Genomic DNA, 11,097 nt, shown 5'->3' with positions numbered 1-11,097 from the left:
GTCAGGAAGAGGGCGGGTAGGGGGCCGCCTTGAGCCGGCGTGCGAGGTGCGCGGTGTTCGCGGCCAGGGTTCTGGTCGTCTCGGCGGTCTTCTCGGGGGTCTCGTCGAGGTCCTGGTAGTCGGTGGCCTGCATGGCTTCGCCGACCCAGTAGGTGACGGCGTTCGGGGCGAGGGAGAAGCCGACGTCGTTCAGGCCCTGGAAGAGTTCGGCGCCGACGTGGTGGGCGCCGTCCTCGTTGCCGACGACGCAGACCGCGGCGGCCTTGCCGTAGGTGAGCATGCGGCCTTGGTCGTCGCTCTCGCCGAGTTCGGCGTCGAGACGCTCCAGGACGCGCTGGGCGAGGCTGGAGGGGTGGCCGAGCCAGATGGGCGTGGACAGGACCAGGATGTCGCAGCCCAGGACGGTGTCGCGGATCCCCGGCCAGGCGTCGCCGTCGCCCATGTCGACCTGGACGCCCGGTTTGACGTCGTGGTCGGCGATCCGGATCACCTTTCCGGTGACGCCGTGCTCGGCGAGGGCGGCCATGGTCTGCTCGGCCAGCAACTGAGAGCTGGACGGCTTCGGCGACGGCGAGAGCGTGCAGACCAGGGCCACGGCGCGCAGCGGTGTGGTTTCGGTGGTGGTGCTCATGGGGTCCGGCTACCCCGGCGGTGACGCCGTACCCGTCCTTCACGGCGGTGGCTGCCGATCATGGGGCGCGTCGTGGCGGCGGAGGCGGTTACCGGTCCGCGGATCCGGGGCCGGCATCACGGGGGCCGCCGGCGTTGCGAGGTGTCCGGAGCGCCGTCGGGACGCGGGTCCGGCCGCAGCACCGCCCGTCGGGGCCGTCCGCGGCGTGCACGTGGACGTGCCCGGCGGGCACGGAAGCGCCCCGGATCTCACCGGACGGGTGGGAGCGCGGGAGCCATGGGGACGCCCGGGCGGAACTGATGCCGGCGCCCGGTCCTCGCCTCGGATGATGTTCTCTTCCGGTGAGGCGGGCGGTTCCTCGCTGTCTGCGCCGTCGGACCGCGTCTGGCGCACGGTGGCGGGACGACACGTCCGGACGCCTTCGTCGGCGGCGACGCGGCTCTTGCCCGGCCCGGTCGTCGCCTGGGCTTCCATGACCAGACATCCCCATTCACGTGTGTGGCGCTGATGTGCGCCGATGGTCGACTTGGTGAGGGACGGCGGATGCCCGGACTGGCGGGCGGTCATGCCCGTGGCCCCGGCCCAGGTGGCGACACGGGCCGGACGGCGCTGATCGTGATCCGACCTGGTCGAGCCGATGCCGGCGAAGGAGTCCAGCGGCGGCGGATCGTCCGAGGCGCGCGCCCGGCCGTACGTTCGGCGGCTGTCGAACCAGGCGGACAACCATGCCACGGGGAGCCACAGAGACCTTGGGCACGGGCGCCGCCCCCGCGATCGGCCGCCGGGCGAGTGACCGGTCCCGCTGCCGACGGCGTGTGCGCAGCCGCGGAGAGAAGAGCCGTGCGACGGTGCGTAAGCCCTGCCGCCCATCAGGAGTCAGCCGGTGCTCGAACGCGAACAGCTCAAGGACCGCACACAGGCCGCTTTCGTCCTTCCCGCTCACACGGGCCGTTCCTTCCGCTGTCCCGCGGCCGGCGACTGCTGGTTCGACGATGACCACGCTGACGGGCCTGACGGCGCCGACAGCCGTGTCGACACCTGACGAGGAGACGCCCGCATGGACGCGATCGTGCTGCTGCGCGAGGACCACAAGACCGTCGAGAAACTGTTCAAGCGGTTCGAGAAGACCTCCGACGACGACACGGCCGAACGTCGCCGCATCGCCGACGAGGTGATCGAAGAGCTCACCGTCCACGCCTGGATCGAGGAGAAGTTCTTCTACCCCGCTGCCCGGGAAGCCGCGCCGGACACGACGGACCACATCCTGGAAAGCATCGAGGAACACCACGCGGTGGTGTGGATGCTGTCGGAAATCAAGGGCATGGACCCGGGCGACGAACGCTTCAAAGCGAAGATGACCGTGCTGATGGAACAAGTCCGCCACCACGTCGAGGAAGAGGAGCAGGACTGGTTCCCAGAGGTCCGAAAGGCGATGGGCCGCAACAGGCTCACAGAGCTCGGCGGGGAGCTGGAGGCCGGGAAGAAGGAGGCGCCGCGAGATCCGCTGGCCGTTCCCAGCGCCGACTCGAAGTGATCCGGTCACGGCGCCGACCAGAGCGGCGCCTCGGGGGCGGGTGACGGTCGGTTGTGTCAGCGGAGGGTCTGGACGAAGCCGATCTTGTCGATCTCGTCGCCCGAGCGGCCGTGGAAGCCGGTGATCTGCCAGCCGGGAGGGGCGGTGTGGGTGACGCAGTCGGAGGTCGGTGTGCCGCCGGCGAGGGTGTGGCCGAGGTTCGTGCTGAACCTGGCGTGGAAGATCCGGGTGCGGCCGTCCTTCTGGGCCCGGCACAGGCGCGCGGTCGTGACGTACTCCCCGCTGCCGAGCGTGAGGGAGGCCGCGGTGCCTCCGGTGCCGCCGTGGGTGAGCGTCGTGCCGTTGTCCAGGGTGATGGCCAGCCGGTCGATCCGGGAGCCGGCGCTCAGGGTGATGGTGGTGGCGCGGGCGCCGGCGGGGACGCGGTCGATGTCGTTGAAGTGATCGCCGTGGGGTCCGCCGAACTGCTCGCTCAGCCGGAAGTCCGGGTTGCGCGACCAGGAGAATCCCACCGTGACCGGGTCGTGGTCGGAGAGCATGAGTCCGTCGCCGGTGAGGAACGCGGCGTGCTCGTTTTCGTAGGAGGTGGCGTTCAGGGAGACGAGTCCGCTGCCGCGGTACAGGACCTTGTCGACGACCTCGCAGGTGTTGGGCACGGTCGGCCGGGACTGGTCGCAGACGAGGGCCTCGCTGCCCTTGGCGGGCGGGGTGCCGCCGCGGATGAGCTCGACCCAGGCGTCGGTCAGGCCGTTGGCGGCGGCGAACTCGGCGATGGTGTCGCCGGCGCGGGTGTAGCGGGTGTTGGTGTCGCCCATGACGACGACCGCGTTGCCCGCCGAGTGGGTCGTGATGAAGGCGGTGAGCTGGTTCAGGTTGTCGGCGCGTGCCGCCAGGTCGCCGGCGTTCGTGCCCGCGTTGGTGTGGAGGTCGTAGAAGTCGACGTACACGCCCTCGGCGAGGCGCTGCCGGGCGAAGGTGAAGCCCTTGGGGGTCAGGCAGTCGCCCGAGTCGTACTGGCAGGAGTTCCAGCGGACCCGCTCGAAGTCGTCCGCGTCGTAGGGGGTCTTCGACAGTGTGTTGAGGCCGCTGCCGATGCCCGCCCCGCCGCTGGTGGGGGTGCGGTACGGGTGGGCGGTGTCGGCGGCGTAGAGGCGGGCGTGGTAGTTGAAGTCCTCCTGGACGTGGACGATGTCGTACGGCTCGATCCGTCGGCCGATCTCGGTCGTGGCGGGCTCGCGGGGCGTCGGCGCGCTGGAGATGCTGTCGGGCAGCCCGGCGACGTTGTAGGTGAGCAGGCTGAACGTGCCCGAGTCGGCGGCCGTCGCCGGTGGCGCCGTCGCGGTGAGTCCGGCGAGTGCGGCTGCCGCCGCCGTCAGGCAGGTGAGGAGTCGGCGCATGGGGGGCTCCTGGTGGTGGGGTTCCGGCTGGGTGCGGCGCCGGCCGGGACCGGGCGGACGCTTCCGCCCGGCCCCGGCCGGACGCGGATCAGGCGCAGGCGCTCCCGTTGAGCGTGAAGGCCGTGGGGGAGGGATTCGAGCCCGTGTGGGTTCCCTGTACTCCGAAGTTCGCGGTCGCACCGGGGGCGATCGCCCGGTTCCAGTCGGCGTCGCGGGCGGTGACGGCGGTGCCGTTCTGGGTGACGGTGGCGTTCCAGGCGCTCGTGACGCGCTGGCCGCCCGGGTAGGCCCAGGCCAGCTGCCAGCCGTCCACGGCCGTCGGGCCGGTGTTCTTGACGGTGACGGTCGCGGTGAAGCCGGTGTTCCAGACGTTGTTCACCGTGTACGTCACCGCGCAGGCGGCGGTGGGCGGTTCGCCGCCGGTGGAGGTTCGCTCGGCGGCGTAGGCGGCGAGCCAGGCCAGCGGGGCGTTCCAGTTGACCGCCACCTCGTTGGTCGAGTACGAGCCGATGTCGTCGATGTAGCAGGCGGCGGGCGCGCAGCCGGTCAGTTTCTCCTGCGCGACGGGGTCCTGGAGCGCGCTGTCGGGACCGCCCGCGAGCGCCCCGGCCGGAGGGTGCGGCAGGGTGGCGTCCAACTGGTGGGCCCAGAAGCGGTGGTGCTGGTTCTGAGAGGACGTCTCGCCGTGGCCGGTCACGTACGACACGCCGAGGGCGTTGCGGCCGAGCAGGTAGTCCATGGTCTCCAGCGCGCCGGCGCGGTAGCGCCCGTCGCCCGTCAGCTCGCCGGCGACGGCCATGACGATCGCGTCGTCGGCGACCTCGCCGTTCGAGCCCCAGAAGTATCCGTCCGCCGGGACGGGCACGGCGTAGCCCTGGGCGGCCATCCTGGACAGATAGCCGTCGGCGGCTGCCGTCACCGAGGCCCTGATCCGGGTCAGGTCGGACGCGGGCAGGCCGTTGGGGACGGTGGCCAGGACGAGCCGGCCGAGCGCGGCCGTGTCCGCCCAGCCGAAGCCGTACGGGCTGAAGGCGTCGGCGGAGGTGTGCCAGGACGAGGAGGTGACCGCGTCCCGGTAGGCGCTCTCGCCGGTCGTCGCGTACAGCTCGGCGGCCGCCCAGTAGAACTCGTCGGTGACCCGCGTGTCCTCGTAGGCGCCGCCGCCCGTGCTGTCCGAGGCCGGCGCGTACAGGGCGGGGTTGGCCTGGGCCGCGGTCCAGGCCCGGCGGGCGGCCGACAGGCACCGGTCGGCGTACGCGGAGTCGTACGGGCGGAAGACCCGGGCGCACTGCGCGGCGGCCGCCGCGAGGTTGAGGGTCGCCGCCGTGGACGGCCGGTGCAGCTCGCGGGGCTGTGCGTCCTGGTCGGGACGCAGCGGCATGCCGGTCCAGGCCGCGTCGTGGACCTTGTGGAAGGCCATGCCCGCGTACGGCCTTCCTTCGGGCACCTGCATGCGCATCAGGAAGTCGAGTTCCCACCGCGCCTCGTCGAGCACGTCGGGCATTCCGTTGCCGCGTTCGGGGACGCGCAGGGTCGAGTCGCCCAGCGCGGCGTCCCTGCCGGCCCGCTTGGCCCGCTCGAAGGAGCTGACGAGCAGCCAGGTGGAGATGCCGCCGTTGACCACGTACTTGCCGTGGTCGCCCGCGTCGTACCAGCCGCCCCTGACGTCCTGTCTGTAATCGCACACGGTGGCCTGGCACGGGACGGACGTGTCGCCCTGGTTGGGCGCGACGCCGAGGTGTCCGGCCGGGCGTGCGTAGGCGGAACCCACCAGGGCGGCGTCGATCGCGATGCCGCTGCGCTGGTGGTGGAAGAACGCCATCGAGTCGGAACGCAAGGTGTCGTAGAGGTCGGCGCGGATGTCGAAGGGGACGCTGCTGTCGCCGTCCACGGACAGGACGTACCCCGAACCCGTGCTCCGGTACGAGGAGAAGTCGGCCACCTGGACGGACTGCCCGGAGGGGGTGTCCGCGCCGCGCGGGACGGTCGATCCGGAGGCGACCAGGGCGCCGGACGCGTTCCGCAGCTGCCAGGAGAGCGCCTGCGTCGCCGTGGTGACGACGGTGGCGCGCTTGGGCCCGTCGGGCAGGTAGCCGACCTGGTTGACGCGTACGGCCGTGGTCGCCGCCGTGGCGGCGGGGGCGCCGACGGCGGCCGGTGCGGTCGCGAGACCGCCGAGGAGGAGGGTGCCCGTCAGCAGGGCGGCGGAGAGACGTAACGAGCGAGAGGGTGGCATGTGCGGCTCCTGTGCGTCGTCGGGGGGAAGCAGCGGGGTGGGGCGGTGTGCGCGAGCAGGCCCGTCTGCCGGGAAGGCGGAGGTGGTCGCCTCCGGCGGGCCGGGGCGCCGCTGGAGGACCACGCCCGTATTGTGAGGCGAGCATGTCAATCAGTTCCCCTCCGTCTCCCTGGTCGGTGGGAGCGCTCCCAAGCGGCGAAGTGTCAAATCACCGGTTGAGGGGGGGAGATCTGAGCGCACATTAGTGACGCCCGCCCCCGCCGTCAACGGGATCGACGCGGTGGCGCGAACGACCTGGACGCGGGTGCGCGGGCCCCCGCCGCCTCCGCGCGGCAGCTGCTCCAGGACGCCGCCGACCGCCTGGACCGCCCCGCGCGCGTACCGAACGCACCGGCCGCGTCGAGCACGAGGTCGTCGCCGCGACCGAGGCGCTCCCCGCGGCCGACGCGGACGGGCTACGAGCGGAGCTCAGCGGTTGAAGGTCAGCCGCGGCGCCGCGTTGCGGGCCAGTGAGTGAGCCTGGTCGGACCACCACGTGCCGGCGGGCGGGTCGACGATGCCGTACTCGGGGTCGATCGTGCCGCCGGTGTTGCGGGTGCAGCTGCCGTCGGACTCGCCCGGGATCTTGATCCACAGGTAGGCGTCGACGAGCGGCACACCGGTGTCGGCGGTCGGGCGCGGGCCGAGGCCGCGGCCGGGCGCGTTGCACCAGATCTCCGGGTCGCCGGAGTACTTGCCGGGCTCCGGGGTCCAGGCGCCCAGGCCGTTGCGGCTGGTGTCGATGACGAAGTGGTGCAGCGCGTCGTTCGACGGGGTGCCCACGCTCTGGTCGAACCAGGCGTCGGTCCAGCGCCAGGTGGCGGGGTCGGCGGAGTCGACCGCGTTGCCCGGGACGCCGTCGTTGGGCGCGGCGGGGGAGTAGTACTGGGTGGCGCACCAGTCGGTGTGGCCGCGGGCGTACTCGGGCCCTTCGGTGGCGAACCACATGCACTTGGCTATCCAGGTGCCGTAGCGCGCGTTGTGGTCGGTGGGGTGGGTGTTGGACACGTTGAGGGAGAAGCCGTCGCTGTCCTGGACGCCGGCGTCGAGCAGCCGCCGCGCCATGTCGCCCACGGGCCGCCACAGGACGTTGCCCGCGTCGAGGTAGGCCGCGGTGCGGGCCTTGGACTTGATGGTCTTGACCGCGTACGCGAGGTCGGCGACGCGGGCCGCCGTGAGTTCGCCGGTCGGGTCCACGCCCGGCCCGCAGTCGCTGGGGAGGAGGGCGAGGCCGTCGGGCTCGACCACGACGACGGCCTTGCTGTCGCCGATGCCGGCCGCGAAGGCGTCGATCCACTGCCGGTAGGCGGCCGAGGAGGCGGCTCCGCCGCTGGAGTACTGGGAGCAGTCCCGGCCCGGCACGTTGTAGGCGACCAGGACCGGGGTCCGGTTCACCGCGCGGGCCTCGCGGACCAGGCTTCTCACCTTCGCCCGGACTTCGTCGGGCGTGCCCTCGGTGAACCACTCGGCCTGCGGCCAGCTCGCGAGCTTGGCCATGTTCACGGCGTTCGTGAAGTCGCCGCTCCTGAGGTCGGCGAGCGCCTGCCCGGCGGCCTTGCTGTGCGGGTCCACGTAGAACTTCGTGACCGGGGTGAGCGTGTCCGCGGCGGCTGTGGCCTGGGCCTGACCCTGCGTCGCGGTGAGGGCGGCGCAGGCCGCGAGTGCCGCGAGGACGGCGGTCGCACGGCGCCGTAGGCTGCGTGGCTTCATGAGGGCTCCTGGTCGGAGGGATGGGGGGTGAGGGGGGCTGGTGGTACCTGTGGCCCGGTCGCGGGGCGGCGGACACCGGGCCACAGGAGTCGGATGTCAGTAGCCGTAGATCATCTTGTAGGCGACCTCCGGGAGGAACTGGCCGGCCGTGGAACCGGTCCCGACGCCGCAGTTGCCGTCGGACTCGCCCGGGGCCTTGATCCACAGCAGCATCTCGGCGCCGCCGCCCAGCTGGGTGGGCGTGCCGATGCGGCGGCCGGCGGCGTTGCACCACTCGCCGTTGGAGCCGTTGCCGTTGCGGCTGGTGTCGACGACGAACGGCTTGGTGTAGCCGTAGCGGGCGGCCAGTTCGCCGTTGACGGCGTTGCCGTAGGCGGTGTTCTGGGCGGTGGTGTAGTAGTTCGAGATGTTGAGGGAGAAGCCGTGCGCCTGTCGGAGCCCGGCTTCGTGGAGGTGCTGGGCCATCGTCGCCGCGCTCACCCAGCCGGGGTTGCCGGCGTCGAGGTAGACCCAGGTGTTGGGGGCCTGACGGTTGAACTCGGCGAGGGCGCCGCTGATCATGCTCTGGCGCTCGCGGATCTGGGCCTGGTTCATGCAGCCGTAGTCCGCGAGGGAGTCCGGTTCGAGGACGACGACGGCCGGGCGGTCGGCGATCCCGCCGGCGAACTGGGCGATCCAGCTCGCGTAGGCGGACGGGGAGGAGGCGCCGCCTCCGGACTGCCCGCCGCAGTAGTCGCGGTGGTAGATGTTGTACGCGACCAGGATGGGCAGCTTGTCCCAGGAGTCCGCGGCCCCGACGTACGCGCCCGTGGCGGTGCCGATGGTGCCGCTCCAGGAGCCGAACCAGCGGGCCATGGGGGTGTTGGCGAGGGACGCGCTGATGGCGGGCGCCCGGCCGTCGCCCGGATTGGCGGCGACCCACTGCTTCGCGCTCGAGTTCGGGTCCACGTAGAACCCGCTGGTCATGGTGGTCGGATCGGCCGCGTGGGCGGACGGCGCGACGGCGAGTGCCAGCGGGAGCGCGAGGAAGGCTGCCGCGAGGGTGCGGATTCGACGGCGCATGACGGTACCTCGATTCCTGACGGGGGGACGCGCCGCACGCTCTCGTCCCGAGCGGGCGGCGCACTGAGGAAGTGCGGTGGTACGACACCCCCGGCGGTGGAAGCGCTCCCACTGGAAGCGATCCCAGTGCGTGCTTCGGCCGACTCGGGGTGTGGCCGGTATCGTGTGACGCCCTGTTGAGCCTGTCAAGTGGGCCCGTTTAACCAACACTTCACATGGCGGCGATAAGGCTTTACAGTCCTGGAACTGGAAGCGCTTCCAGCCTTCCAGGCGTTCAGGCCGCGACAGGAGGGCGGATCATGGCCGAAGGTGTGCCGCGACGGCAGTCGACCCTTGACGAGGTGGCCGAACTGGCCGGAGTCTCGAGGTCGGTCGCCTCCCGTGTGCTCAACAACGCCCCGCACGTCAGCCGCGCCAAACGGGAGGCGGTCGAACGGGCCGTCCACCAGCTCGGTTACGTTCCCAATCCGACCGCCCGCGCGCTGGCGACCCGTCAGACCGGCGCGGCCGCCCTGGTCGTCTCGGGAGAGGATCCGTCGATCTTCGCGGACCCGTTCTTCGCCCAGGTGATCGTGGGCGCCTCGGCCGCGCTGGAGGACGCCGAGCTGCACCTGATGCTGTGTCTGGCCGCCTCCGACCGGGGGCGCCGGCGCGTGGAGCAGCTTCTCCGGTCCAAGGGGGCCGACGGGGTGATGCTGATGGCGCTGCGCGAGGACGACCCGCTGGCCCGTATGGCGGAGGAGGCAGAGATTCCCGTGGTGTTCGGCGGACGTCCGGTCGGTCTGGACCCGCGGTGGTACGTGGACGTCGACAACCTCGGAGGGGCGCGCGCGGCGACGGAGCACCTGATCTCGCTCGGCCGGACCCGGGTCGCGACGATCTGCGGACGGCTGGACACCGAGGCGGGACGGGCCCGCTACCGCGGTTACCAGGACGCCATGCTGGCGGCCGGACTCGAACCGTGCCCGCCGGAAGCGGGTGACTTCACCGAGTCGAGCGGAGCGGCCGCCATGGCCGTACTGCTGGCGCGGCACCCGGACCTGGACGGAGTCTTCGCCGCCAGCGACAACATGGGGACGGGAGCGTTGCGCACGCTGCGTGACGCCGGCCGGCGTGTCCCCGCCGACGTCGCCGTGATCGGCTTCGACGACCTGGCCGTGGCCCGGATCGCCGATCCGCCGCTGACCACGGTGCACCAGCCCATAGAGGGTCTCGGGCGCGAGATGGCGCGCATGCTCGTCGCGCTCATCAACGGGCAGAACCCCACCCCATTGATCCTTCCCACGCGTCTGGTCACCCGCGCCAGCGCCTGACGGGGCGACCTCGCCGCTCACCCTGCGGCGAGGTTTCGCCGGCCTTCGTTTGGGAGCGCTCCCAAACGTTCCCCCGCGCCGACCGCCGACGAGGCGAGGCCCTGCCCGGGGCACCCCCAACCCCTTTGACGCATCGAGGAGATGCCATGTCCCGTTCGTCCGTTCCGCGTGCCCGCATCCGCTCCGCCGCACTCGCCTCCGCGGCGGCGACGCTCGCCCTCGCCCTCGCCGGCTGCTCGTCCTCCGGCGACGGCTCCGTCTCCGCCGACGGGAAGACCACCCTCACCGTCGGCACCTTCGGGACCTTCGGGTACAAGGAGGCCGGTCTGTACGACGCGTACATGAAGCAGCACCCGGAGATCACCATCAAGGAGAACCCGACGACCGTCGAGGGCAACTACTGGACCGCCCTGCAGACCCGGCTGTCCGGCGGCGGCCTCGACGACGTCCAGGCCCTCGAAGTCGGCCGCATATCCCTGGCCACCTCCGCGGACCTCGCCGACGCCTTCGCCGACCTTTCCGACGCCCCCGGCGTCGAGAAGAAGAACTACCTGCCCTGGAAGTGGCAGCAGGCCACCACCGCCGACGGCAGAACGATCGGCCTCGGCACCGACGTCGGCCCCATGGCCATCTGCTACCGCCAGGACCTCTTCAAGGCCGCGGGCCTGCCCTCCGACCCCGAGTCGGTCGGCAAGCTGTGGGCGGGCGACTGGGCGAAGTTCGTCGAGACGGGCAAGCGGTACCAGGCCAAGGCGTCCAAGGACACCTACTTCATGGACAGCGCCAGCGGCCTTTTCAACGCCGTCGTCTCCTCCAGCACCGTCCAGTACTACAAGGACGGCAAGCTCGCCTACAAGAACTCGCCCAGCGTCAGGACCGCCTGGGACCTGGCCGTCAAAGCCGTCCAGGGCAGGACCAGCCAGGGCCTGAAGATGTTCGACACCCCCTGGCAGACCGCGTTCTCCAAGTCCACCTTCGCCACCACGGTCTGCCCCTCCTGGCAGCAGGCCAACATCCAGCAGTTCTCCGGTCCCGGCAACAAGGGCAAGTGGAACATCGCCCAGCCCCCGGCAGCCGGCAACTGGGGCGGCTCCTTCCTGGCCGTGCCGGCCTCCGGCAAGCACGTCGACGAGGCCAAGAAGCTCGTCGCGTGGCTCACCGCGCCCGAGCAGCAG

Annotated in this window: 8 protein-coding genes; 3 read left to right on the top strand and 5 right to left on the bottom strand. The window is 71.7% G+C overall.

The window, feature by feature from the left end; translation table 11 throughout:
- Position 1: 1 nt before the first annotated feature.
- Positions 2 to 631, bottom strand: a complete 630-nt coding sequence (locus CCN56_RS00340; RefSeq protein ID WP_086821970.1) for a flavodoxin family protein — start codon at positions 629 to 631, stop codon at positions 2 to 4.
- A gap of 1,057 nt (positions 632 to 1,688) precedes the next feature.
- On the opposite strand from CCN56_RS00340, the gene CCN56_RS00335 reads away from it, so the two are divergent.
- Positions 1,689 to 2,165, top strand: a complete 477-nt coding sequence (locus tag CCN56_RS00335; RefSeq protein WP_086821967.1) for a hemerythrin domain-containing protein — start codon at positions 1,689 to 1,691, stop codon at positions 2,163 to 2,165.
- A gap of 56 nt (positions 2,166 to 2,221) precedes the next feature.
- Here CCN56_RS00335 and CCN56_RS00330 read toward each other — a convergent pair whose 3' ends face one another.
- From CCN56_RS00330 to CCN56_RS00315, 4 genes are all read right to left on the bottom strand, one after another.
- A complete protein-coding gene (locus tag CCN56_RS00330; RefSeq protein ID WP_086821965.1) occupies positions 2,222 to 3,562 on the bottom strand; it encodes a jacalin-like lectin in 1,341 nt (446 codons plus the stop codon).
- Between the two features lie 88 nt (positions 3,563 to 3,650).
- Positions 3,651 to 5,798 (bottom strand): glycoside hydrolase family 9 protein, encoded by a 2,148-nt coding sequence (locus CCN56_RS00325; RefSeq protein WP_086821962.1) that lies wholly within the window; start codon positions 5,796 to 5,798, stop codon positions 3,651 to 3,653.
- A 468-nt stretch (positions 5,799 to 6,266) separates the two neighbouring features.
- The gene (locus CCN56_RS00320) at positions 6,267 to 7,547 is read right to left on the bottom strand and encodes a glycoside hydrolase family 6 protein (RefSeq protein WP_086821960.1); all 1,281 of its coding nucleotides are present in this window, start codon (positions 7,545 to 7,547) and stop codon (positions 6,267 to 6,269) included.
- 96 nt (positions 7,548 to 7,643) lie between these two features.
- Positions 7,644 to 8,609 carry a glycoside hydrolase family 6 protein gene (locus tag CCN56_RS00315; RefSeq protein WP_086821957.1) on the bottom strand — a complete coding sequence of 322 codons (966 nt, stop codon included), beginning with the start codon at positions 8,607 to 8,609 and terminating at the stop codon, positions 7,644 to 7,646.
- A gap of 299 nt (positions 8,610 to 8,908) precedes the next feature.
- On the opposite strand from CCN56_RS00315, the gene CCN56_RS00310 reads away from it, so the two are divergent.
- Together CCN56_RS00310 and CCN56_RS00305 are read left to right on the top strand one after the other, a co-directional pair.
- On the top strand, positions 8,909 to 9,922 hold the full coding sequence (locus CCN56_RS00310; protein WP_179199618.1) for a LacI family DNA-binding transcriptional regulator: 1,014 nt from the start codon (positions 8,909 to 8,911) through the stop codon (positions 9,920 to 9,922).
- 146 nt (positions 9,923 to 10,068) lie between these two features.
- The coding region (locus CCN56_RS00305) for an ABC transporter substrate-binding protein (protein WP_086821954.1) at positions 10,069 to 11,097 on the top strand (1,029 nt) is incomplete at its 3' end.

The sequence above is a fragment of the Streptomyces sp. NRRL B-24572 genome (assembly GCF_002156145.1).
Taxonomy (GTDB): Bacteria; Actinomycetota; Actinomycetes; order Streptomycetales; family Streptomycetaceae; genus Streptomyces; species Streptomyces vietnamensis.
This window is presented reverse-complemented; position numbering and strand designations above follow the sequence as displayed.

Bases quoted from the DNA above. Each gene is read 5' to 3' on its own strand.
- CCN56_RS00310 (WP_179199618.1), top strand. From the start codon at position 8,909: ATGGCCGAAGGTGTGCCGCGACGGCAGTCGACCCTTGACGAGGTGGCC.
- CCN56_RS00315 (WP_086821957.1), bottom strand. From the start codon at position 8,609: ATGCGCCGTCGAATCCGCACCCTCGCGGCAGCCTTCCTCGCGCTCCCG.
- CCN56_RS00320 (WP_086821960.1), bottom strand. From the start codon at position 7,547: ATGAAGCCACGCAGCCTACGGCGCCGTGCGACCGCCGTCCTCGCGGCA.
- CCN56_RS00330 (WP_086821965.1), bottom strand. From the start codon at position 3,562: ATGCGCCGACTCCTCACCTGCCTGACGGCGGCGGCAGCCGCACTCGCC.
- CCN56_RS00335 (WP_086821967.1), top strand. From the start codon at position 1,689: ATGGACGCGATCGTGCTGCTGCGCGAGGACCACAAGACCGTCGAGAAA.
- CCN56_RS00325 (WP_086821962.1), bottom strand. From the start codon at position 5,798: ATGCCACCCTCTCGCTCGTTACGTCTCTCCGCCGCCCTGCTGACGGGC.
- CCN56_RS00340 (WP_086821970.1), bottom strand. From the start codon at position 631: ATGAGCACCACCACCGAAACCACACCGCTGCGCGCCGTGGCCCTGGTC.